The 23,757-nt window shown below is 66.8% G+C and carries 23 protein-coding genes and 1 tRNA gene; 10 read left to right on the top strand and 14 right to left on the bottom strand.

What is annotated here, in order from left to right:
- Position 1 precedes the first annotated feature (1 nt).
- The 4 genes from ACLIVD_RS10015 to ACLIVD_RS10000 all read left to right on the top strand — a co-directional run bounded on the left by ACLIVD_RS10015 (position 2) and on the right by ACLIVD_RS10000 (position 6,641).
- The gene (locus ACLIVD_RS10015) at positions 2-2,260 is read left to right on the top strand and encodes a glycerol-3-phosphate 1-O-acyltransferase (RefSeq protein WP_491932396.1); all 2,259 of its coding nucleotides are present in this window, start codon (positions 2-4) and stop codon (positions 2,258-2,260) included.
- A gap of 4 nt (positions 2,261-2,264) precedes the next feature.
- Complete coding sequence (locus ACLIVD_RS10010) at positions 2,265-3,704, top strand: HAD-IB family hydrolase (protein WP_280785088.1); 1,440 nt, start codon at positions 2,265-2,267, stop codon at positions 3,702-3,704.
- Between the two features lie 181 nt (positions 3,705-3,885).
- Positions 3,886-4,515: a hypothetical protein gene (locus tag ACLIVD_RS10005; RefSeq protein ID WP_491932395.1), complete on the top strand. Its 630-nt coding sequence runs from the start codon at positions 3,886-3,888 to the stop codon at positions 4,513-4,515.
- Between the two features lie 77 nt (positions 4,516-4,592).
- Positions 4,593-6,641, top strand: coding sequence for an ABC transporter ATP-binding protein (locus ACLIVD_RS10000; RefSeq protein WP_491932394.1), 2,049 nt, complete (start codon positions 4,593-4,595; stop codon positions 6,639-6,641).
- A 3-nt stretch (positions 6,642-6,644) separates the two neighbouring features.
- Here ACLIVD_RS10000 and ACLIVD_RS09995 read toward each other — a convergent pair whose 3' ends face one another.
- Positions 6,645-7,484, bottom strand: a complete 840-nt coding sequence (locus ACLIVD_RS09995) for an SDR family oxidoreductase (protein WP_491932393.1) — start codon at positions 7,482-7,484, stop codon at positions 6,645-6,647.
- A gap of 140 nt (positions 7,485-7,624) precedes the next feature.
- Positions 7,625-7,768: a hypothetical protein gene (locus ACLIVD_RS09990; RefSeq protein WP_005561362.1), complete on the bottom strand. Its 144-nt coding sequence runs from the start codon at positions 7,766-7,768 to the stop codon at positions 7,625-7,627.
- A 643-nt stretch (positions 7,769-8,411) separates the two neighbouring features.
- Between ACLIVD_RS09990 and ACLIVD_RS09985 the strand changes: the two genes are divergently transcribed.
- A complete protein-coding gene (locus ACLIVD_RS09985) occupies positions 8,412-8,828 on the top strand; it encodes a helix-turn-helix domain-containing protein (RefSeq protein WP_005238699.1) in 417 nt (138 codons plus the stop codon).
- A 132-nt stretch (positions 8,829-8,960) separates the two neighbouring features.
- Positions 8,961-10,379: a glucose-6-phosphate dehydrogenase gene (locus ACLIVD_RS09980; protein WP_283354010.1), complete on the top strand. Its 1,419-nt coding sequence runs from the start codon at positions 8,961-8,963 to the stop codon at positions 10,377-10,379.
- 14 nt (positions 10,380-10,393) lie between these two features.
- Here the strand turns inward: ACLIVD_RS09980 and ACLIVD_RS09975 are convergent, their stop codons facing one another.
- The 8 genes from ACLIVD_RS09975 to ACLIVD_RS09940 form a co-directional block, all read right to left on the bottom strand.
- Complete coding sequence (locus ACLIVD_RS09975) at positions 10,394-11,407, bottom strand: hypothetical protein (protein ID WP_491932392.1); 1,014 nt, start codon at positions 11,405-11,407, stop codon at positions 10,394-10,396.
- Positions 11,407-11,907: an ImmA/IrrE family metallo-endopeptidase gene (locus ACLIVD_RS09970; RefSeq protein WP_011597782.1), complete on the bottom strand. Its 501-nt coding sequence runs from the start codon at positions 11,905-11,907 to the stop codon at positions 11,407-11,409. Before ACLIVD_RS09970 ends, ACLIVD_RS09975 begins: the two co-directional genes overlap by 1 nt.
- A gap of 2 nt (positions 11,908-11,909) precedes the next feature.
- On the bottom strand, positions 11,910-12,791 hold the full coding sequence (locus ACLIVD_RS09965) for a cell surface protein (protein WP_491932391.1): 882 nt from the start codon (positions 12,789-12,791) through the stop codon (positions 11,910-11,912).
- A 577-nt stretch (positions 12,792-13,368) separates the two neighbouring features.
- Positions 13,369-13,444: transfer RNA gene (locus tag ACLIVD_RS09960), tRNA-Ala, on the bottom strand.
- Positions 13,445-13,541: 97 nt separating this feature from the next.
- Complete coding sequence (gene sepX / locus ACLIVD_RS09955) at positions 13,542-14,282, bottom strand: divisome protein SepX/GlpR (protein ID WP_491932390.1); 741 nt, start codon at positions 14,280-14,282, stop codon at positions 13,542-13,544.
- A 274-nt stretch (positions 14,283-14,556) separates the two neighbouring features.
- Positions 14,557-15,192 carry a GNAT family N-acetyltransferase gene (locus ACLIVD_RS09950; protein ID WP_011597779.1) on the bottom strand — a complete coding sequence of 212 codons (636 nt, stop codon included), beginning with the start codon at positions 15,190-15,192 and terminating at the stop codon, positions 14,557-14,559.
- 25 nt (positions 15,193-15,217) lie between these two features.
- Complete coding sequence (gene glp / locus ACLIVD_RS09945) at positions 15,218-16,477, bottom strand: molybdotransferase-like divisome protein Glp (protein WP_005238688.1); 1,260 nt, start codon at positions 16,475-16,477, stop codon at positions 15,218-15,220.
- 19 nt (positions 16,478-16,496) lie between these two features.
- Positions 16,497-17,417, bottom strand: coding sequence for a UTP--glucose-1-phosphate uridylyltransferase (locus ACLIVD_RS09940; RefSeq protein ID WP_009478891.1), 921 nt, complete (start codon positions 17,415-17,417; stop codon positions 16,497-16,499).
- A gap of 105 nt (positions 17,418-17,522) precedes the next feature.
- Here ACLIVD_RS09940 and ACLIVD_RS09935 point away from each other — a divergent pair, with 105 nt between their 5' ends.
- The 4 genes from ACLIVD_RS09935 (at position 17,523) to mscL (ending at position 19,876) form a co-directional block, all read left to right on the top strand.
- Positions 17,523-18,101, top strand: coding sequence for a 5-formyltetrahydrofolate cyclo-ligase (locus ACLIVD_RS09935; RefSeq protein ID WP_491932389.1), 579 nt, complete (start codon positions 17,523-17,525; stop codon positions 18,099-18,101).
- A gap of 103 nt (positions 18,102-18,204) precedes the next feature.
- A complete protein-coding gene (locus ACLIVD_RS09930) occupies positions 18,205-18,513 on the top strand; it encodes an FmdB family zinc ribbon protein (protein ID WP_005238679.1) in 309 nt (102 codons plus the stop codon).
- Between the two features lie 97 nt (positions 18,514-18,610).
- On the top strand, positions 18,611-19,324 hold the full coding sequence (locus ACLIVD_RS09925) for an SAF domain-containing protein (RefSeq protein WP_491932388.1): 714 nt from the start codon (positions 18,611-18,613) through the stop codon (positions 19,322-19,324).
- Positions 19,325-19,408: 84 nt separating this feature from the next.
- Complete coding sequence (gene mscL / locus ACLIVD_RS09920) at positions 19,409-19,876, top strand: large conductance mechanosensitive channel protein MscL (RefSeq protein ID WP_491932387.1); 468 nt, start codon at positions 19,409-19,411, stop codon at positions 19,874-19,876.
- Positions 19,877-19,944: 68 nt separating this feature from the next.
- Here the strand turns inward: mscL and ACLIVD_RS09915 are convergent, their stop codons facing one another.
- From ACLIVD_RS09915 to ACLIVD_RS09900, 4 genes are all read right to left on the bottom strand, one after another.
- On the bottom strand, positions 19,945-20,640 hold the full coding sequence (locus tag ACLIVD_RS09915) for an MspA family porin (RefSeq protein ID WP_491932386.1): 696 nt from the start codon (positions 20,638-20,640) through the stop codon (positions 19,945-19,947).
- 83 nt (positions 20,641-20,723) lie between these two features.
- Positions 20,724-21,344 (bottom strand): MspA family porin, encoded by a 621-nt coding sequence (locus ACLIVD_RS09910; protein WP_283354006.1) that lies wholly within the window; start codon positions 21,342-21,344, stop codon positions 20,724-20,726.
- Positions 21,345-21,594: 250 nt separating this feature from the next.
- Positions 21,595-22,290: an MspA family porin gene (locus tag ACLIVD_RS09905; protein ID WP_491932385.1), complete on the bottom strand. Its 696-nt coding sequence runs from the start codon at positions 22,288-22,290 to the stop codon at positions 21,595-21,597.
- Between the two features lie 65 nt (positions 22,291-22,355).
- On the bottom strand, positions 22,356-22,976 hold the full coding sequence (locus ACLIVD_RS09900) for an MspA family porin (RefSeq protein WP_005238665.1): 621 nt from the start codon (positions 22,974-22,976) through the stop codon (positions 22,356-22,358).
- Between the last annotated feature and the right edge of the window lie 781 nt (positions 22,977-23,757).

Raw genomic sequence — 23,757 nt, 5'->3', positions numbered from 1 at the left:
GATGGACGAGCACACGACACGGCCACGGGTCTACCTCATCGAGACGATGAGCGACATGGAGGACGACGTTCTCCGCACGTGGCTGGAGCGGCAGGCGAACGACTCCGGTCAGCCGCCTCCGACGGTCCGCGTCACCGACCAGGCCCTCGCCGATCTCGTGCGCCGGAAGGATGATCCGCTGCTCACCCCGCTCCGGGTGGTGTGGCTGCCGAAGGAGACCCATCCGGACGGCGCGCAACGCCTCCGGGAGACGCTGTCGCTGCGGGATCCGCTGCACCCCGGCCAGAACATGCAGCGCCGGGTGATGCGCGACGACCCGGCCCGGTGCCAGGTCCTGGAAGGCGACCCGGCCCCGCTCAGCGACCTCGAACGCCGGCTCGCGGAGAACGGCGGCGGGTCGCTTCCGGACTTCATTCGCCGCCAGGCCGCGCTGACCCTCGAGCGGGCCGAGCGCACCCTGCTGGGCACGCAGTACAAGGTGTCGAGGTTCGTCGTCGACGAGATCACCGACGCCAGCCGATACCACGACGGCACCCGGGAGCTGTCCGCGAAGTTGAACGTCCCCGTCGCCGAGGTGGATCGCCGGGCCCGTGGGGCACTGGACGAGATGGTCGCCGCGCAGAGCAGGCGCGCCATCGCGCTGTGGGACCAGTTGGGCCGCTACTTCTCCCGCGCCTACCGTCTCGACGTCGACACCACCCGGCTCGACGAACTGCGGGAGTTGAACAAGGAGCATTCCCTGGTGTTCCTGCCGAGCCACCGCTCGTACCTCGATCCGCTGGTGCTGCGGCCGGCGCTGCTGGCGAACGACCTTCCGCTCAATCACGTGATGGGCGGTCTGAACATCAACTTCTGGCCGATCGGACCGATCGGCAAGCGCAGCGGCACCGTGTTCATCCGCCGGAAGATCGAGGGCGACGAGATCTACAAGTGGACGCTCCGCGAGTACATGCGCTATCTCCTCACGAAACGGTTCAACCTCGAGTGGTACATCGAGGGCGGGCGCAGCCGCACCGGGAAGTTGCGGCCGCCGCGGTTCGGTCTGCTCAACTACCTCGCGAAGGCCTTCCAGGACAGTGGCATGTCCGACGTGTACCTCGTCCCGGTGTCACTGACCTACGACCAGCTGTACGAGGTCGGAGCGATGGCGGCGGAGGCGCACGGCCAGGCGAAGAGCAAGGAGAGTCTGCGGTGGCTCTTCGGATACGTTCGGGCACAGGGTCAACGGCACGGTGTCGCGCACGTCAACGTCGGCAGGCCGATGTCACTGGCGGACTACCTCGGCCAGGAGGACGACCTGCGGCTGGCGGTGCAGAAGACGGCGTTCGAGGTGTGTCACCGCATCAACGAGGTCACGCCCGTCACGGCGTCGTCGCTCGTCATGCTCGCGTTCCTCGGCATCGAGGACCGGGCGCTCACCGTCGCCGAGGTCGGTGCCATTCTCGGACCACTGGTGGACTACATCACGGCGCGCGCGTTGCCGACCGCGGGCGATGTGGACCTGACCGATCCGCAGGTGATCCGCAAGGCCGTGCGGACCCATCTCGATTCCGGGGTGCTGCGGAGTTTCGATCAGGGCAGCGAACGGGTGTTCTACCTCGGACGGGATCAGCATCTCGTGGCAGCGTTCTACCGCAACAACACCATTCATTTCCTAGTGATGCGGGCGATCGCGGAAATGGTGCTGCGGGCGGCGGTCGACCAGAAGTTCACCGACCCGCTGAACGACGGATGGGATCTGGCGCTGCGCATTCGCGATCTCCTCAAGTTCGAATTCTTCTTCAGCGAGAAAGACAGCTTCCGGAAGGAACTGCGGGCCGAACTGGATCTGATCGACCCGGCGTGGGAGTCGAACCTGGGCGATCCGCAGCATGCAGCGAACCTGTTGTCCGGGATGCGGATTCATCTGGCGCACCGGGTTCTGCAACCGTTCCTGGAGGCGTACGCCGTGGTCGCGGGCCAGTTACTCCGGACTCCGGTGGACCGGAAGTTCGACGAGAAGGCCTTCATGACGTCGTGCCTCGCGCTCGCCGAGCAGCGGCGTCTCCGGCAGCAGATCGGGAGCAGCGAGTCGATTTCGGCCGAACTGTTCACGACCGCGCTCAAGCTGGCGCGAAACCGTGGCCTGGTCGAACCGAATGCCGAGAACATGGCGGCCCGGCGGGTCGAGTTCGACGCCGAACTCCAGACCCTGATCGATCAGGTGCTGCGCATCCGAGCGATCGCGCACGAGAATCTCGGCCAGATGGGTGGTAGGTGAGTAGATGAGCGATCTCCGCAGTCTCCACGACGACATCGCGGCCGCCGTTCCCGGCCCGGGCACCCTCGCCGCGTTCGACCTGGATGGCACCTTGATCAGCGGGTACTCCGCGAGCGTCGTCTATCGGGATCGCCTGCGTCGCTTCGACATCAGCGTGGCCGAGCTTCTGCGCACCACTGGCGCCGCGGTGGAGACCCGCTTCCGGGGTGCCGATATCGGCAACCTGATGCGCATCGGAGTGCAGAGCCTGGCCGGGCGCATGGAGGACGAGATGCAGGAGTGGGGGCAGCGGCTGTTCCGCCAGGAGATCGCGAGGATGATCTTCTCGGAGGTCCGCGGACTGCTCGCCGCGCACCGGCACGCCGGTCACCGGGTGGTGATGGCCACCTCCGCCACCCCCTATCAGGCACTGTCGGTGGCCGCGGACCTCGACATCGACGCCGAGGACGTGCTGTGCACCCGGCCCGCGGTTCTGGACGGAATGCTCACCGGGAAGCTCGAATCGCCGCCGCTGTGGGGTCCTGCCAAGGCCGAGGCGCTGCGCGAGTACGCCGACAAGCACGGAGCGGATCTGGGTGACAGCTTCGCGTACTCCAACGGCGCAGAAGATGTTCCGATGCTGAAGTCGGTGGGACATCCCGTGGCGCTGAACCCCGACCGCAAACTGGCGGCGACCGCGCGGCAGAACGGGTGGCCGTCGGTGAATCTGCGACCTCCGGAGAGCGGCGCCGACCCGATGTCCATCGCCCGCACCACCACCGCGATCGGCGCTCTGATGGGGGCGGCCGCGTTCGGTGTCTCCGCCGGCCTGCTCACCCAGAACCGGCAGACGGGCGCCAACCTGGTCGGCAGCTTCGGCCCGGATCTCGCGCTCGCGATCTGTGGGATCAACGTGCGTATCAAGGGCAAGGAGAACGCCTGGTCGGCCAGGCCCGCGGTCTTCATGTTCAATCACCAGAGTTCGCTCGACATGCTGGTGATCGGCAGCGTCATCCGGCGCGACGTCACCGGCGTCGCGAAGAAGGAGGCCGCGCGCGATCCCCGGTTCATTCCCGTGGGGGCGCTGCTCGACGTCGCGTACATCGACAGGGCGGACAGCACGAAGGCGAGGGCTGCCCTCCGCCCGGCCGTGGAGAAACTGCAGTCCGGCATCTCCATCGCGATCGCCCCCGAGGGCACCCGATCGCCGACTCCGCGTCTCGGCAAGTTCAAGAAGGGCGGATTCCATCTGGCGATGCAGGCGGGCGTGCCGATCGTGCCGATCGTCATCCACAACGCGGGCGAACGGATGTGGCGGAACTCGCTCGTCGCGCACCCCGGCACCGTCGATGTCGACGTCCTCGCACCTGTGCCGACCGAGGGCTGGAACCTCGCGGATCTCGACCGGCACGTCGACGAAGTGCGCACCCTGTTCGAGGACTGCCTGCACGCCGGGCATCGCTGAAACCTCTTCGAACAACGTTCCCGAAGGATGTAGAGAACCTCGATCGGGGCCCACCAACGCAGTGACCCGGTTCAGCGCTCGCGACGGGGTGTCGCAACCGAGTAGTCGACTACGCGCGACGGGTCGCCGGCCGTACGGGACAGTCGGGGTGAACCGGTGATGCGTCGAAGGGAGCAGGACGATGAGCGAGCGTGACGGCGTCAAGCCTCCCGATCGAACGGACTTGCGGCGCCACGAGTTTCGGCTCAGTATGCTCGTGGCCTCGATGGCCGTTGTCGGCACCCTGATCGGCTCCGTGTGCGGAGGGGTGTTCACCTTGCTGAACACCTCGAATCAGGTGGAGGCGACGGTGAACCAATCCTCGAACGAGTTCCTGCGGACGCAGCGGCAGCAGATCTACTCGGAGCTCCTGACCGCGGCCAACGAGGTGAGCATCACGTCGGGTTCCGTCTCGGTGGCATTCGACCACTTCGACGGACCCTACCTCCTGACCGTGCTCGCCGAAGTCCTCCGCCCGCTGCCGCAACAGAACGTCGTCCTCGGCTCGAAGTTCACGGCGGTGGAGCTGATCGGATCCGAACCGGTGGTGGAATCGGCACGGCGCATGGTGGTCGAATACCTGGCAGGATCCGAGACGGTCGGCTGGCTGAGCACCGACTTCGCGACGGATGACGCCGTGTCTGCGGACGCCCTGTCCACCCGCCAACAACAGTTCGCCGACCACTTCCAGGCCGGGATGAGCGCCCAGGAAGATTTCCTCACCGCGGTGCGAGGCGAACTCGGCATCCCCGAGCACGGGGACCTACCGTAACCACCGGACCGGAGCAGCACGACGGGGCCGCGTCGAATCGGCTCGCCAGGACCGCGGCGGATGGGCACGATGGGGAGATGCCCGCGACCGGTCCCACATCCACACAGCAGGCCTCGGAGGCACCCGCCGAGCCTTCGCTGCTCCCCCGCATCTGGGCGCTCCTGCATCCCTACCGCGGGTGGCTGGTGCTCGTCGCGGCCGCCATCGTCGTGTCCTCACTGCTGGGCATCGTGAATCCCTTCCTCACGAAGGCGGTGTTCGACCGCGCACTGTTTCCCACCGACGGCAGCGGTGTCCATCTGACACTGCTGCTGTGGCTGGTCGTGGCCATGATCGCGGTGACGCTCACGGGTTCGCTGATCGGCGTCGGCCAGAGCTACCTCACCACCAAGGTCGGCAACCTGTCGATGGCGGATCTGCGGGAGCGTCTGTTCGCCCACCTCGAAAAGATGGAACTGGCGTTCTTCACGTCGACCAAGACCGGCTCGATCCAATCGCGTCTGGCCAACGACGTCGGTGGGGTGCGGTCGGTCCTCACGTCCACGGCGTCGAGCATCCTGTCGAACGTCGTGACCGTGACCGCGTCCCTCATCGCGATGCTGCTGCTGTCGTGGCAGCTGACGCTTCTTGCGGTCGCACTGCTCCCCGGCTTCGTCTACCTGCAGCGACGGGTCGGCGCCCGGCGACGGGTTCTGGCGCGCAAGACGCAGGAGTCGTTGTCGGACATGACCGCAATCACCGAGGAGGCGCTGAGCGTCTCGGGTGTTCTGCTGACGAAGGTGTTCAACCAGGCCGACACCGAACTCGACCGGTATCGGATCGAGAACGCGCGGCAGACCGAACTGCAGGTGCGGCAGGCCATGACGGGTCAGGGCTTCTTCGCCGTCGTCAGCTCGTTCATGGCGATCACTCCCGCACTCGTCTACCTGCTGGCGGGGTATCTCGTCAGCGGCGGTTCCGCGGCGCTCTCGGCGGGCACACTCGTCGCGTTCTCGACCCTGCAGGCCAGGCTGCTGCAACCGTTGGTCTCGCTGATGCGGGTCACCCTCGACGTCCAGACGTCGATGGCGTTGTTCCGCCGCATCTTCGAGTACCTCGACCTGCAACCCGCGATCGTGAACCGCCCGGACGCCGTCGAGTTGCCCGCGGACTCCCCCGGACGGGTGGAGTTGGACGACGTGTACTTCGCGTATCCCGCGCCCGTCCGGCTTGCCACCGCCGACCCCGACCCGGTGGCACTGCGCAGCCTGGGGCGCGGCGGTGGGGGCGGCGGCATGCGCGGCGTCACGACCGTCGCTCCTCGCTTCCCGGCCGCGGTGGCGCCCGACACCGAACCGGCGGAACGTCGCAGCCGGCGCTGGGCGGTGGCGGGCACGTCCCTGGAGATCGAGCCGGGTCAGCTCGCCGCCTTCGTCGGGCCGTCCGGCGCAGGCAAGACCACGCTCTGTTATCTCGTCCCGCGCCTGTACGAGGTGGACAGTGGCGCCGTCCGCGTCGACGGCTACGACGTGCGCGACCTGACCATGAGCTCGCTCGCCGAGGCGGTCGGAATGGTTACCCAGGACCCGTATCTGTTCCACGCCTCGATCGCCGACAACCTTCGATACGCCAAACCGGACGCGACCGATGCCGAACTGCAGGCCGCCGCGGCGGCCGCCAACATTCACGACCGCATCCTCGGATTCGACGACGGATACGACACTCTGGTGGGCGAACGAGGATTCCGCCTGTCCGGTGGCGAGAAACAGCGATTGGCCATCGCGCGGGTGCTGCTGAAGAACCCCCGTGTCTTGATCCTCGACGAGGCGACGTCCGCACTCGACACGGTTTCCGAGCGACTCGTCCAGCGGGCACTCGGTGAGGTGATGCGCGGACGCACCACCCTCGCGATCGCCCACCGGCTGTCCACCATTCAGCACGCCGACGTGATCTTCGTGATCGACGAGGGAACGTTGATCGAACGCGGAACGCACACCGAACTCCTTGCACGGCAAGGGTTGTACGCGCGGCTCCACGCCGAGCAGTTCGGCGGCGGGCAGGTCGAGTGCCGGTGCACCGACGGCGTCCGATTCACCGACGGGACGGTGCTGGCCCCGAGCGCCCCCGGTCGGGGCGGAGAGTTCTAGCTCCTACAGGAACTTGCTGAACTGGTTGTTGGCCCTCTGCATCACGAAGTCGTACGGCGGCGAGAACTTGCGGGCCCACCAGTAGCCGAACCGGATGTCCGGCGACGTGTACACCAGGTACCGGTCCTTCTTGATGCCGGCGATGATGCAGGACGCGACCTTCTCGGGCGTGACGGCCCGCTTCTCGAAGCGGTGGATGGCCTTCTGGATGCGCGGGTCGTCGCGATCGACCCCGGCGATCTCGACCGTGCCCACCAGCGGCGTCTTGACCGCGCCGGGAACCACGAGGCTCACGCCGATGCCGTGCCGTTTGAGATCGAACCGCAGAACCTCGGACACGCCGCGAAGCCCGAATTTGCTTGCGCTGTAGGCCGCATGCCACGGCAACGCCAGCAGACCGGCGGCGGAAGAGACGTTGACCAGGTGACCGCCGCGTCCCGCCCGCACCATCGGGGGCAGGAAACTCTCGATGATGTGGATCGGGCCCATCAGATTGACGTCCACCATGGACTTCCAATGGCGGTGTTCGAGATTCTCGACCGTCCCCCACGCGGAGATGCCGGCGACGTTCATGACGACGTCGAGGCTGCCGAACTGATCGTGGACATCGGCTGCGAATGCGGCGACGGCGTCGTAGTCGGACACGTCGAGGGCACGCGAGAAACTGACGGTGCCCCCGCGGCTGCCGACTTGTTCGACCGTCTGTGCCAGGCCGACCTCGTTGATGTCGGTGAGGAAGAGTTCGGCGCCCTCCGCCGCGGCCGCCAGGGCGGTCGCCTGCCCGATCCCGCTACCTGCACCCGTGATCAGGCACTTCTTGCCGTCCAGCGTCTTGATCGCCATAGCCGTGCGCGCCCCCGTCGTCACCGATCCGTGTCGGCTGGAAGTCTACGCACGCAATCTGATTGCGCGCACGCAACTGCAGGGGTGCCTTTCCCGAGGAAAAACGCGAACCGGCCCTCCCCGGGCCGGTCCGTGACGGTTCACAACCGCTGGGTCATTTCTTCCTGATAGGTACGAATCGTCCTCTCGATTCCGTTGGCGTCGTCGTCGTTTCCTCGGTGCCGGGCGTCGTCGGCGCGCTCGCGCAGAACTCGAATCGCCTTCCGAAGCTCGGCGTCACTCATTCTGTGTTCCATATCACAATCATCCCCGACGGCTTCAGATTTGGCCAGACTCGGGGGGCGCCCCGGAGCGGCAAACCCCGGCTGAGCTGGACACTCGTCCAACCAGGCGGGGCGGACTCGTGAAGGGCACGCGGCGGCCGTGACGCGGATCGGGGGCGCGCGGCCCGGCGCCCGTGCGGATGCCACTACTTCACAGTAGTGTTCACGAGGCCCCGCGGGCCGCGAGCGACCTCGCCACGTTGCGATGCGCAACGCAACACAATGGCGCTGAACTGGGGCTATAGGCGCCACGGCCTCACGGCGCACACCCCTGCGACCTTGCCAGCTAACTCTCAGTGATTGAAAGAGCAACCACGCAATCGGCTCGGCAACCGCAACCAGCCCGGCGCGCTCCCTTCAGCCCACGTCCGCGCCTCTCTTGAACTTTCAACGGTAGAACGTGCGTGACAAGCACAGAGGGCGCCCGAAATGTCGGCGATCAGCGAGCGACGAACAGGCGATCGTTGAAACATATATGAGATAAGCACGGAGTCGGCGGACGACGTTTTGCCTCTATGTCTGTGAGTTATCAATCGGTTATCATCATGGTACGGTGTCGTTCACACGACTGACGCCCGCACGAGAGAGGACCCGGCGGCTCACAATGGCAGATTTTGCTGCGCGGTTGAACAAGCTCTTCGACACGGTCCACCCTCCGGGACGTAAACCGCATACCAACGCCGAGGTCGCGGCGGCACTCATCGCAGACGGACATCAGATCTCGAAGCCCTACATCTCCCAGCTCCGGTCGGGACAACGCACCAACCCCTCCGACGAGACGGTCGCGGCATTTGCCCGCTTCTTCAAGGTGAAGCCCGACTACTTCTTCAACGACATCTACGCCGCGAAGATCGACCACGATCTCGAGCTTCTCTCGCAACTCCAGGGATACGGACTACGCAAGCTCTCCAGCCGCGCGTTCGACCTCTCCGAAGAGTCGCAGAATCTGCTCACCACGATGGCCGAGAAACTCCGCGCCAGCGAGGGGTTGCCGGAGGTCCCACCGGACGCGTCCCGCTGACCACCGGAGTCGTTGGGCGGCAACGAGTTCGCCGCAGGTCGCACCCGACGTCCGGGTAGAAGTCACCGGGCGCACCCGACGACACCGCCGGAATGCCCTGCCCGGTGTGCTCACGTGGCGCATGATGGAGCAATGGTTGACAGACCGCAGCTCGGTCCCACGATCTTCGTCCTCTTCGGTGCCACCGGGGACCTGTCCAAACGCATGGTCCTCCCCGCGTTCTTCCAGCTCGCTCGATCAGGGCTCCTGAACTCCGAGTGGATGCTGATCGGCACCGGCCGGGGCAACGTATCCGACGATCAGTTCCGCGACCACGTGCGCGACGTCGTGAACCAGTTCGGAGTGCCGCACGACGACACCGACTGGGAGACGTTCGCCCGGCGGCTGAGATTCGCCGGCGGCGGTTTCACCCCGGACAACCCGGGAACGCTCCCCGCGGCCGTTCGGCAGGCGCGGGAAGATCTCGACGCGGCAGACGCACAGTTGGTGCACTACCTGGCCCTGCCACCCAGCACGTTCGCCGAGACCACCCGCGCGCTAGGCGCTCACGACCTGGCCCGTGGGGCACGTGTCGTGTACGAGAAGCCGTTCGGGACGTCCCAGGAGGCGTTCACCGAACTCGACGAAGCCGTGCACCATGTCCTCGACGAGAAGCAGATCTATCGAATCGATCATTTCCTCGGCAAGGAGAGCACCCAGAATCTGCACATCCTGCGCTTCGCCAACGGGCTGATCGAGGGCGTCTGGAACCGGGAACACGTCGAGCAGGTGCAGATCGACGTGCCCGAGACGCTCGACATCGACGACCGCGCCCGGTTCTACGACGCCACCGGAGCTGTCCTGGACATGCTGGTGACACACCTGTTCCAGGTCGCCGCCGAGATCGCGATGGAGCCCCCGGAAACGTTGGGCGCCGACGATCTCCAATCCGCCCGCGAATCCGTGATCGGGGCGTTCCGTCCCCTCGACACGGCCGACGTGGTGCTCGGCCAGTACGAGGGGTACCGCGACGTCGACGGTGTCGCGGACGATTCGACGACGGAGACGTTCGTCGCCGCACGGCTGTGGGTCGACACGGACCGCTGGCGTGGGGTGCCGTTCCTCCTCCGGACCGGAAAGATGCTGGGTGTCAGCCGGCAACGGGTCAGCCTCGTCTTCCGAAGTCCCCGTGGCCCGCTCACGGACATTCCGCCGGACGGTGCCGTCCTGACGTTCGATCTGTCCGGGGACGGCGAGATCGACATCTCCATGGTGGTCAAGGAACCCGGACCCGACGACAGCCTGACGGTGGGCCACCTGGGTCTGCCCCTCGACACGGTGCCGCTCGCCCACGCCCTCGCACCGTATTCGCGGCTCATCCTCGACGTCCTGCACGGCGACCGGTCACTGTTCACGCGCCCCGACGGCTTGGCGCACGTCTGGACCGTCGCCGACGCACTGCTGCGTGACCCTCCCCCGGCCAAGCCGTATCCCGCGGGATCCATGGGACCGCCGGAGGCCGAAGACCTCGCCTCGCCCTGCGGGTGGCTCGTCACCGGTTCGCCGGACTGACCGGCGGCTGAAGACTATTCCGCAGCCGATTCGACGGTGTCCGCCTTCGCAGGCACCGGGGCCGAGTTCCGGAAGTCGGCGTACGCGTCCGCCAGATCGAGCACCCATCGGCGCGGCGACATACCCTGGGGCGGCGCGATCCACTCGGTGTCGAGGACGTCCGAGGCGACCGGGTCGTCGATCCAGCGGGCGAGAATCCGGGCGCGTTCGGCGGCCGATTCCGGAAGCTCCTGTTCCTCCGTGTCGAGCATGCCCGCGCCCGCCTGTAGGTACAGCGCATCCATGACGTGTGCGACGGCGTCGGAGGCGCGGAGGACGGTCGTGCTCCCCTTGCCGTCGCCCTCGACCACTTCGGGGAACCGTGAAACGAGCACCGAATGCAGTGTGTCCGTGCGGCGCAGGTCCTGCCGGGCGCGGAACCAGGTTTCGACGAGCACCCAGACGGTGCCGACCGAGACGATCACGGCCGCGACGGTGTACGCCGGCGAGGAGCCGACGGCCCACGTCCCGCCCGACACCTCACGCACCAGTCCGACGGCCGCCGCAGCCAGGACGATCGCCGATCCGACCACGATCAGTGAGATTCCGCGGCCGAGCGGTGTCCACGCGACGTGCCGGACCCCGGTCACGACCACCGCGGTCAGCGCGATCACGATGAACACCAGCGCAGGAACGGGATATCCACCGGCAAGCCCGATTCCGAGCACGATGGCCACGGTGTAGACGACCACGGCGACGGCACGCAGCGCAGGACGTGGGAGTATCGGCCACACGGAGATCGCGCCGACCGCGCTCGCGGCGGCGAACAGCGTCCACGCCAGTTCGAGGATGATCTCCGACAGCCCGACAGCCGGGGCCACGGTGTCGAGGCGCCCGGCGACATCCGGTACGGCCAACGTGGACGCGAGGGCCGCGCTGGAGACGGCCACCACCACCGCGACGCGCAGCGGCGTCGGCTGACGCGCGGCGACCCGGCCGATCCGGGCACCCGCGGCAGTCCAGACGACGAGCGCAACCAGCCAGCCCATCAGCCGATCGCTTCGTCGTAGCGGAGCACGGACACGGGAGTTCCGCGGCCCTGCATCGTGTTCAACCGGATGAGCAGCATCGACGCGAACGTTTCGGCTTCCCACTCGGCCACCTCGTCGGACGGCTGCTCGTCTCCCCGCCGTCGCGACCGCTGGCTGAGCATGTAGGCGATCAGATCGTCACCGGCTTCGAGCGTCGCGGCGACGATCTCGGCTCCTTCGTGTCGAAACACGATGTGACCCAGCTCATGCGCAAGCGTGCGGTCGAGGTCGGGCAGGCCCGGCGCCAGCACGATCACGTCCCGGTCCGGGTACGCGCGCCTCTGGCCGCACACACCGGGCGCCATCGGCTTCGTGAAATCGAGTTCGATGGGACGCTGCCGTTCGCGGGCCACCGCGTCCACCACGTGCCGGAGTGACACGGCTTCGGCCCGGGCCGCCGCGTCACACACCGCATCCACGGCTGCCGCGACCCGACGATGAGATCTGTTCGCCCCCACGACTACATCCCTCCACTCGAAGCGGGCGGGAAGAATTCCGCCCGCGCGGCCGCGATGCGCGCCTGTTGTGCGCGAGCACCCTTGAAGGTCAGCGCACCCGCCCCGCCGGCGCAGCACAACAACACGCCGACCCCACCGAGAACGGTGATCGCAGGCAACGGCTCACTGTGGACCACAGGAACCATTCCCGGCGGCGCGGCGGCCGGATCGTCCTGGGCCGATGCCCCCGCAGCGGGCGACGGTCCGTCGCCGCTCGGGGTCTCCCCGGCAGGCCGATCCTGAGGTGCGGAATCCGCGGGACCACTCACCCCCGGGGCTGCCGCGGCGGCTCCGGAACCGGAACCTCCGGCCGGCGCTCCCCCGGACGCCGGGGGTGCGGCAGGATCCTCGGAGCCCGGGGCGGCTTCAGCAGCATCGGACCCCGAATCGTTTCCGGAGTCGTCGTCCCCCGACGTGTCCGGGCGCGCGATGTTCGGTTCGCCCACCGGCGGCAACGTGATCGGACGGGGCGGAGCGACCACGACCCGTGATGTCGAAGGTGTCGGCGTCTCCGTCGGTTCGGCGGTCTCGGACGGTTGCGTGGTCTCGGACGGTTCCGTGGTCTCGCTGGGCTTCCCGGTCTCGCTGGGCTTCCCGGTCTCGCTGGGCTTCCCGGTCTCGCTCGGTTCCCGTGTCTCGCTGGGCTCTCCGCCGCAGCCGCGACGACTCTCGCACGGCGGATGAGGATGCCGAGGCGTTCCGCCGCCGGGAGACTCCGAGGAACCGTCGTCGCAACGACTACTGGCGCAGTCGTTGTACTGGGGGTCGGCGGAGGCGTCGGACGGGAACACCGAGACGGTGACCCAGCCGAGCCCGGACAAGAAGGCCAGCGCCAGTCCGACCATGGTCAGCCTTCGAACAACACGACGCGCGCTCACTGTGCACCCCCCTCGTATTCACGACACGACACCACGTCGACGGCGACGTCGCCGCTGTCATGGTATCGAGCGAATCGAGCGGAGGTGCTGGTGGTGCCGGTGTCGGGGAACCGGCACCACCAGCGGTGCCCGAGCCAGGTGGGACTCGAGCAGCTTCCGAGAACCCCTACGGGTTCGGCGTTGTGGCCTGGAGGTGCTGATCGGTCAGCGGAAGGTCGGCGTCTCCGACGCGGCCCTCGCGACGTCGGTTGGTCGGCCGGAGTTCACAGGACGTTCACCAGCAACATCGTCGCGGTGATGGTCGCGACCACCGTCGCCGGCTCCAGAAACTTCGAGATCTTGTCCATTGCCTGCATGTATTTCCACCCCGTGCGATCGACCCCTTGATGACCTACGGACAGTACACAGCATTCAGTTACCTTTTGGCAAATCCAAGAGTCGAGCATTCGCGCGGCGCCCCGCTATTGCACCCCTGACGGCGGCGCTCACCTGGGCCGGAATGCAGAAGAGGCACCCTCTCCGGATGGAGTGAGTGCCTCTTCTGTGGTGGAGCTGAGGGGAATCGAACCCCTGACCTCTTCGATGCGAACGAAGCGCGCTACCAACTGCGCCACAGCCCCGTGCGGATCCTGCGATCCGCTCGGCAAACTCTAGCAGGCCACCCGCGGCGGGAGCGAATCGCCTACACCGACGTGGCTTTCGGCCCGATCCGCCCGGCTACTCACCGGCAGCCCGGCGCATCATGGCCTGCTGCATCGGCGCGTCGTCGAAGTGTTCGAGATGGTCGAATTCGGGGTCCTCGTCGTCCACTTCGAGGACGACGGCGCCCGGACGCCGCAATCGGGCCGGGATGAGACGGAGTTCCTCGTCACTGCGGGACTCGACACCCAACCGCGACCGGTTGAGACGCGCGGTCCGCCGGCGACGGATCTCCTGCTCGATCTGAACCTGCCGGCGCAGATACGCCAAATAGCCGAACAGGCCCACCACACCGGCCGCGAACGCCCACCACATCAGTGGGGAGATGATCAGCCCGAGGGCCGCCGACATGATCGTGGCGAACACCAGGCCGAGAACCGACCGCTGACGAAATGCATACCGGGCCTCGCGCGCGATCGCGTCGGCCTCCGGATCGAAGCCGCCACGCCCCCGGCGCACCGGTACGTACTCACCGACCGGTGCCCGCTCACCGTCGAACTCGTCTTCCTCTGCGTGAGTGTCCACAAGGTCCTCCGCGTCGTAGCCGTAGTGGTCCGGTTCCGGTTGCCAGTACGGGTCGCTGCGGTGTCCAGCCGCGGGTCCACGCTGCACGGGACGTTCGTCACCGCGGTGCAGCACGCGCGTCGCGAGTGCTGCGTCACTGGTTTGTCGAATCCGGGGGCGGTTGTTCACCAGCATCGGGACCAGGACGAAGAGCCACACGACGACGAGCCCGATCCAGAGAAACGAGTTCGGCATACGGCGACCTCCTCCCAATCGTCTACCAGCATGGATACCGCTGTTGACCCACCCAGGCTAACCGCATGAACACGCACATCTTCGCAGACGCGCCGATCTCACCATACTCAGGTGTCACATGCGTAACGCGAAAATGTGGTGCTCGGCATGCCCCAAAAGGGCAGAGGGAACGATCCGGCAAAGACTCGCCGAAAGCGGAGCCCCGGTCAGGAAGCTTTGATACCGTGAGATAACTGCCGCATAGCTGGACGTTTGTCCATGTCCGCTTCGGCGGTCAGCCCCAAGTGGCTTTGCCACTCCGCACGAGCGAATCCGCCACCGTGCCGGGCACGTCCTCGACGGTCATGCCGACCAGAATGTGGTCGCGCCACTGCCCGTCGACATCCAGGTAGCGCTTGAGGAGACCCTCCTCGCGGAAGCCGACGTTGCGCAGCACCGCCTGGCTCGCCAGGTTCTCCGGACGCACGGTGGCCTCCACGCGGTGCAACCCCACGGGTCCGAAGGCATGATCGAGCCCCAGCGCGAGCGCGCCGGTGGCCACCCCGAGCCCGTTGACGTCGCTGGCCACCCAGTAACCGATCCAGGCGGAGCGCAGTGCCCCCCGCACCACGTTGCCGATCGTGATCTGGCCGCAGAAATTGCCGTCGAGTTCGATGGCCATCGGCAGCATGCGGCCCTTCCTGGCCTCCGAACGCAAACTGCTGCACAGTCCGGGCCATCCCGAAATATGGTGGCGCGCTTCCCAGGGCGCCTCCCCGGTCGGTTCCCACGGTTCGAGGTGCGCGCGGTCGCGGGTGCGCAGACGGCTCCACGCCGACGCGTCACGCAGCCTGATGGCGCGCACGGTGACGACGCCACCCTTCACGCGCAGGGGCCCGAGATGCGGCGGCCAACCCGGATGCTGTGTCATCCCGTCTCACACTGTCGCGGTGCCATCAGCCCCGCTGCGCCAGGAAGGCCACGTCCACCTGGTCACCGGTCCGGACCTCGGTGATCTCGGGGTCGATGAGGACCAGGCAGTTGGCCTCGGCCAACGTCGCAAGCAGGTGCGAGGACGCGCCCGGCGCCCCGCCGAGAGCTTGGACGAGGTACTCCCCCGTGGCCTCGTCGCGCATGAGTTGACCGCGGAGAAAACCCTTGCGGTGCTCGATGGACGTGATCGGTGCGACGGTGCGGGCGGTGACGACGCGTCGCATCGGCTGCCTGCGCCCCAGCGCGATGCGGATCAGTGGGCGCACCATCACCTCGAACACCACGAGGGCGCTCACCGGGTTGGACGGGAGCAGGAACGTCGGGACCTCGTCCCGGCCCAGCTGACCGAAACCCTGGACCGATCCCGGATGCATCGCGACCCGGTCCACCTCGAGGTTGCCGAGGTCGGCGAGTGCGTCCCGCACGTCCTCGGAGGCGCCGCCACCGACGGCACCCGCGATGACGACGATCTCGGAACGGATCAGCTGACCCTCCACCACCTCGCGCAGGCGACGGGCGTCGGCGTTCGCGATACCGACCCGGTTGACGTCGGCGCCTGCGTCGCGGGCGGCGGCGGCCAGCGCGTAGGAGTTGACGTCGTAGACCTGGCCGGGACCGGGGGTCCGGTCGACGTCGACGAGTTCGCCGCCGACCGAGATGACGGACAGCCGGGGACGGGGGTGCACGAGCACCTTGTCGCGGCCCACCGCCGCCAGCAACCCCACCTGCGCGGCTCCGATGATGGTGCCTGCACGGACCGCGACGTCTCCGGGCTGCACGTCGTCGCCGGCCCGGCGCACGTAGTCGCCGGAGCGGACCGGTTTGTAGATCTTGACGCGGGCCCGGCCGCCGTCCGTGCGGTCGAGCGGAAGGACGGCGTCGGCGAGTGTCGGGAGAGGTGCCCCCGTGTCGACCTTGACGGCTTGACGCGGCTGCAGCCGGATCGGCTGCCGCGAACCGGCCGTGACCTCACCGACCACGGGTAGCGACAGTTCGACGGGCGCACCGTCGTCGTCCCGGATGTCGGTTCCGGCGGCCTGGACGTCGACGCTACGGACGGCATAGCCGTCGATCGCGGCCTGGTCGAAACCGGGAAGCGGACGCTCGGTGACCACCTCTTCGGCACACAGCAGCCCCTGGGCTTCGGAGATCGCCACACGGACCGGCCGCGGCGCCACTGCGGCCGCGGTCACGATCGTCTGTTGCTCCTCGACCGACCGCAAGTTCTTGCCTCCCGAGCTTCTAGGAATCCGTCCGCTTCAATCGGTCGATCAGCCATTCGCGCAACGATGGGCCGTACTCGTCCATGTCCAACGCAAAGTCAACCGCAGCACGGAGGTAGCCGCCGGGATTTCCGAGATCGTGTCTCGTGCCTCGGTGCACGACGACGTGAACGGGATGGCCTTCCTTGATGAGGAGGGCGATGGCGTCGGTGAGCTGGAGCTCCCCGCCGGCGCCGGGTTCGATCCGCCGCAGCGCATCGAAGATCGCGCGGTCGAGGAGGTAGCGACCTGCGGCGGCGAACGTGGACGGCGCATCCTCGATGGCCGGTTTCTCGACCATGCCGATGACCTTGAGGACGTCGGGGTTGGTGGCGTCGGGAACCGTCTCGACCTCGAAGACGCCGTACGAGCTCACCTGATCCTTGGGGACGTCGATGGCGCAGAGGACGGTGCCCCCGCGCTTGCGGCGAACCCGCGACATCGTCTCGAGCACTCCGCGCGGCATCACGAGGTCGTCCGGGAGGAGCACGGCGATGGCGTCCTCGTCGTCGTCGAGGACCGACTCCGCGCAGCCGACCGCGTGGCCCAGGCCGAGAGGCTCGTCCTGGACGACGGACTCCACCTCGAGCAGGCCGGGAGCCTTCCGCACCTTCTCGAGCAGGTGATATTTGCCGCTGGCCTCGAGCTTGCTCTCGAGAACGAGATCCTCGACGAAGTGGGCGACCACTCCGTCCTTGCCCGGCGACGTCACGATCACGAGCCGGCCGGCACCGGAATCGGCGGCCTCTCCGGCCACGAGTTCGATACCCGGGGTATCCACGACCGGGAGCAGCTCTTTCGGCACGGTCTTGGTCGCGGGGAGGAATCGCGTACCCATTCCCGCTGCGGGCACGACAGCCGTGCGAAAGGCGCTGGCGGTGTGCGGTGCGGCGTCTGTCATGCCCACACCATAACTGTGCGGACCTACTCGACAGTCACCAAGATCCTGTCAGTAACCTCCCGGAACCCGTCGGGGGCGCTCGCCGGTCGGCTCTAAGGTTGGGGCATGCACGCACGAACGAAGGACGAGTGGCGGCAACTGGTGCTCTCCGGGCGGCGCGCGCTGACCCCCGAACTCCGCACCGCCGAGGACCGGGCGCTTGTCGCACTCGTCACACAGGGAATCTCCGGCGGATCCACCGTCTGCGCCTACGTTCCTACCGCGCTCGAGCCGGGATCACTGGACTTTCTCGATGCCCTCCGACGGGTCGCCGGACGCGTCCTCGTGCCCGTCACCCGCGATCCGGGCCCGCTCCACTGGTCCGAGTTCACAGGCGCGGACGGTCTCGCCGACGCGAGTTACGGCCTGCGCGAGCCGACCGGCCCGGTGTGGGAGCCCGACGAGATCCGTTCGGCCGGGACCATTTTCGTGCCCGCCCTCGCCGTCGACCGGAGGGGCGTGCGACTCGGCCGCGGCGCGGGCTTCTACGACCGGACTCTCGGGCTCGCCGCCGCCGACGCGCGACTGATCACGGTGGTCCGCGACGAGGAACTGGTGTCCGAGCTGCCCGAGGATCCCCATGACGTACGTATGGGTTGGGCACTCACCCCCGGATCGGGCCTCGTCCCGCTCGGCGACCACTGAGAACGTATCCGGCCCGGAATAGTTCTCTGATTAGCGTTGTTGGCACTGTCGACTGTAGAGTGCTAAAACCTGCGGTTTGACTACACAGTGCGGAGGAACCCCGGTGCCCACTTATTCATATGCGTGCACGGCATGCGACAACCGTTTCGACATCGTCCAGTCGTTCAGTGATGACTCCCTGACCGTCTGCCCCGCATGCTCGGGCAAGCTTCGCAAACTGTTCAACTCCGTCGGCATCGTCTTCAAGGGCAGTGGTTTCTACCGCACCGACAGCCGCGGCACGTCCGGCGCGGCCAGCGAGCCGGCCAAGACCGACTCTGCTCCCGCCGCGAAGTCGGAAAGTTCGTCGACGGCCTCGTCCAGCTCGTCGAGCACCGCGACCGCCGCACCGGCCAAGGCTGCTGCCAGCTAGTTCTCGCGTTTCCGCGAGTTATCCACAACTTCTCGTCCATCCACAGGCGGGCCCTTTCGGCATACCCACGGGCCCGCCGGTCTCCTAGCGTCGAACCATGTCGTTCGACCCTGTCCCGACCGGTCGCCGCCGGTCGAACCGAGCACACCGAAGCCTGAGCCCGTCGTGGGCCGACCGGCTGTCGGATCTCGCCCACCCCGGTTGGGCCCGCACCCTCGTCGCCAGACGCGTCCTGGCCGCCGCGCTGGTCTGCCTCGCATTGGCCCTCCTCGCCCGTGGGGACCCCGATTCCGCCCGCTCCGCGGTCGTGGTGGCCGCCCGGGATCTACAACCGGGCATCGTTCTCACGGACGCCGACGTGGAACTGGTGGAATTCGAGGCCGGGGCCCTGCCCGACGGTGCCGTCACCGCACTGGCGGACGTCGACGGGCGCACCCTCGCCGGACCGACCCGCGCCGGAGAAGCCCTCACCGACGTCCGGGTACTGGGACCCCGTCTCGCCGCAGCCGCAGCCGGCATGGACGACGTTCGGATCGTCCCCGTCCGGCTCGCCGACCCCGCTGTCACGGAACTTCTGCGTGAGGGCGATCGCGTCGACGTGCTCACGGTCGATCCCGACACACCAGCGAATCCGGACCGGCGCTCCGGCGCCACCGTGCTGGCGTCCCGCGCCGTCGTGGTGTTGGTGACACCGTCCGAGGACGGACGTGACCAGCGCGAACGCGTAGTGATGCTGGCCCTGCCTGCATCCGAGGCCACGACGGTGGCCGCGGCATCCCTCACGAGCGCGATCACCGTGACCTTTCAGTGATCCGTCACGGGGAGCCGCGCTGATCTAGGCTTTTCTCCGACTAGTGCTGGATGACACTTGCCACCCACTCGAGGAGACGTCGACATGCTCAAGGGATTCAAGGACTTCCTGCTCCGGGGGAATGTCCTCGACCTCGCCGTCGCGGTCGTAGTCGGAGCCGCGTTCACCGCCATCGTCACAGCGTTCACCAACAACGTGATCAATCCGTTGATCGCCGTTGCGGGCGGCGCCAACGATCTGGGCTGGGGTTACCAGATTCTCTCCGACAACCCGGCCACCTTCATCAACATCGGCGCCGTCATCACGGCCGTGATCAACTTCGTGATCGTCGCCGCGGTCGTGTACTTCATTCTGATCGTCCCGGCCAACGCCGCGAAGAAGCGGTTCATCACCGAGCCCGCAGACAAGAAGGCCAGCGAGGCCGACCTGCTGATCCAGATCCGCGACATCCTCGAATCGAGCCTCGAAACCAACGGCGCGACAGCGAGTCCCGACGGAGCGCACGCGATGACCGCGGACAAGGCCGCGAACCTCGAGCAGACCCGCGAATAGCTTCCGACGACTCCGGGCCCGTGCAGCAGCTGCGTGCACGGGCCCGGAGCCATGGGTGGAACGAATTATCAGCCGAGGCTGAAGGGCTGTCCCCACAGGGTGACGGTGCCGTCGACCGAGTCTGTCGAAACGGTGACCTTCGCGTAGGAGCGAGCCTGCGCGTAGCCGGCGCAACCGGAAACACCGAACGTCTCGTCCGAGTACGTGATGCCGCCGCTCTTGCCGGTGAACTTGAAGCTGCTCTTGTGAGCCTCAGCGCCGTACTCGTCGGTGTACTCGATGTCGAGGATCGGCACGTTAGTGGCCTGGCCCGGAGCGATGGAGATTCCACCGCCGACCTTGGTGCCGGTCTGGCTGACTGCGTTCTCGACGGTACCGGCCTGGATGTCGTCCCAGCCTGCGCTGGCCGAGGCACCACCGCTCGCGCTGCCGCCGAAGTCGAGCTGGCAGGCAACGATGTAGCCGGCGTCGATGGTGCCGCCCTTGGCCGTGCCACCGTCGATGGAGACATCGATCGTGCCCGACGCCCACACGTTGCGGTGCAGCGGGGTCGAACCCATCGACGGGCTGATGTTCGCCGAGTTGCCGGTCTGACGGACGGTCACCACGGTGCCGTCGAGCAGCGTCTGGGTGATGTCACCGTCCTGCAACGGAACGAAGGTGTCGGCGTTGGCCGCACCGGTGGAGAGAAGGCCGATCGCGACGGTGGCCGCGGCGACCACGCCGGCAGCCTTGGCGCCGTGGCGCAGGGTCTTGCTGTTCATTGTTCCCCTCTAGGGTTTCTTACAGTGGGCATGCCCGTGGCTGCCCACAGGACTCGAAAAAGTTGGTTGTTCGGTCGCGGCGATCAGCCGATGCTGAACGGCTGCCCGTAGAGGGTCGACTTGACGTAGTGGTTCCCCGGAATTTCGAGGACGGTGTACGCGCGAGCCTGCGCGTAGCCACCGCAGCCCTGGACCTCGATCTGCTGATCGCGGTACTGGATCGCCGAGACACCCGGCTTCAGATCCGTCTTCGACTTGATCTTGGCGAACTTGACCTCACCCGGAGCGATCGGCAGGCTCAGCGCACCGCTCGCGCTCGGTCCGTCGAGCGACATGCTGCCGCTGATACCGGCCTCGAGGCCGGTGATGTCGAGCTGGCAACCCACGATGTAACCGGTGGTCAGCGTCGCGCCTTCCTCCGGGATCTCGCCGCCGAGCTCGGCGAAGGCATCGCCCGACACCCACGCAACGCGGCCCGCGCCGTTGGCGGCCAGCGACGGCGAAACCAGTGCGCTCTCCGCGTTGCGGGCGATCTTGGCCGTGACGCTTCCCGCGTTGACGACCTTTTCGCCACCCGGCAGCGGCACGAAGGTGTCGGCGTTGGCCGCACCCGTGGACATCAGGCCGAGGACTACAGCCGCAGCGGCACCAAGGCCGGCAACGCGGGCCCCACGGCGCAGGCCTGACTTACGGATCTCGCTCATTCTTTCCCCTCATCAGGTACCACCTACCCGGCGTTCGGTTAGGCAGTCTTTACCTCTTGACGGGATAAAGTTAGCTGAAACAACGTCCAAATGTTATAGCTACGTGTCCGAATTTGCCTCCGCCCCAGCCTCCGTGTCCTAACTGTGACATGCATAACAGCGCATAGAGCGAGGTTGGGGGCGTACGGAAGTGCCGTACGCCCCCAACCTCGAGGTATTACATTGTTCAATTTTTTTTCGGCGACATGCGTCAGCCGAGGCTGAAGGGCTGTCCCCACAGGGTGACGGTGCCGTCGACCGAGTCGGTCGAAACGGTGACCTTCGCGTAGGAGCGAGCCTGCGCGTAGCCGGCGCAACCGGAGACACCGAACGTCTCGTCCGAGTACGTGAAGCCACCGCTCTTGCCGGTGAACTTGAAGCTGCTCTTGTGAGCCTCGGCGCCATAGTCGTCGGTGTACTCGACGTCGAGGATCGGCACGTTCTTCGCCTCGCCTGGAGCGATGGAGAGTCCGCCGCCAACCGACGTGTCGCCCGTGCTGATCGGGTTACCGACGGTACCGGCCTGGATGTCGTCCCACGACGCACCACCGGCGGAACCACCACTGGCCTCGCCGCCGAAGTCGAGCTGGCAGGCAACGATGTAGCCGGCGTCGATGGTGCCGCCCTTGGCCGTGCCACCGTCGATGGAGACATCGATCGTGCCCGACGCCCACACGTTGCGGTGCAGCGGGGTCGAACCCATCGACGGGCTGATGTTCGCCGAGTTGCCGGTCTGACGGACGGTCACCACGGTGCCGTCGAGCAGCGTCTGGGTGATGTCACCGTCCTGCAACGGAACGAAGGTATCGGCGTTGGCCGCACCGGTGGAGAGAAGGCCGATCGCGACGGTGGCCGCGGCGACCACGCCGGCAGCCTTGGCGCCGTGGCGCAGGGTCTTGCTGTTCATTGTTCCCCTCTAGGGTGAATGTCGCTTACGCGAGAAGTCGTGAAGTGGGATCTGCTTACGAGCAATCAGCCGATGCTGAACGGCTGCCCGTAGAGGGTCGACTTGACGTAGTGGTTCCCCGGAATTTCGAGGACGGTGTACGCACGAGCCTGCGCGTAGCCACCGCAACCCTGAACCTCGATCTGCTGATCGCGGTACTGGATCGCCGAGACGCCCGGCTTCAGGTCTTCCTTGGTCCGGATCTTCGCGAACTTGACCTCACCCGGTGCGATCGGCAGGCTCAGCGCACCGCTCGCGCTCGGTCCGTCGAGCGACATGCTGCCGCTGATACCGGCCTCGAGGCCGGTGATGTCGAGCTGGCAACCCACGATGTAACCGGTGGTCAGCGTCGCGCCTTCCTCCGGGATCTCGCCGCCGAGCTCGGCGAAGGCATCGCCCGACACCCACGCCGTGCGGCCCGCGCCATTGGCGGCCAGCGACGGCGAAACCAGAGCGCTCTCCGCGTTGCGGGCGATCTTGGCCGTGACGCTTCCCGCGTTGACGACCTTTTCGCCACCCGGCAGCGGCACGAAGGTGTCGGCGTTGGCCGCACCCGTGGACATCAGGCCGAGGACTACAGCCGCAGCGGCACCAAGGCCGGCAATGCGGGCTCCACGGCGCAGGCCGGTCTTTCGGTTCTCGCTCATTCGTTCCCCTCATCAGGATTCTGCTGGTTCCCAGTCACGACCTTCGAGACTGAGGAGTGGTCCATGTCGGGCCCAGCGCAGTATCCAGAGCTGTGATGTCCGCAGAGTGAACTACGGATGATCACAGCTCGATAACCGCGCTGAAGACGAAATCACTGACGAAGCGTCAGAGTTCCGACTGGGCAACGGCACATCGACCCTGCCCTCCATCTCCAGTACTGACTCGCCGAGGACAGTAACCGGCAGGTGGTTGCCTAAGCAATTAATTCCATCGGAAACAGAATCGTGATGTATGCCACACCCGAAAACGTGTCCAATGTGTGGGATTTGCGCGAGAATTCCGACCACTCGCCACCGCACTGACCAGCAGGTTCACTGGCTGTTCACGTTAAGTTCGGTAACGTTTACATTCGGTTCACAAGCTCGAAGGATGTCTGTTCTGACCGAAATGTGACGCCTGAAAGAACGCTGAAGGCGGAACGCCGGCGGGGAAATACGGCCCGGGGCGGAAGCACAAATACTCACGACGATCGCAGACCACGACAGCAGATCACGATTTGCTTAAGGTGAGGGTTTCGAAGATAACTACCCGTGATGCGGGGGGCGCTGGCGGCGCAGCCATTCGTCGCCGGCAGCGGTGGCGGGCCCTTCCCCGGGTTCGCGTTCGTCCGCGGTGGTGTCGGGGAAGACGTCCCCGAAGATGCGTTCGAGCCGGGCCCTGTCGATCGGGGCCCGGCTCGGAACTGCCTGCTCGTCGGTCTCGCTGGGCGAGTCCGGCTCG

This window comes from Rhodococcus sp. G6(2025) (genome assembly GCF_058628105.1).
Note: the sequence above shows the minus strand (reverse complement) of the source record. Positions and strands in the feature narration are given on the sequence as shown.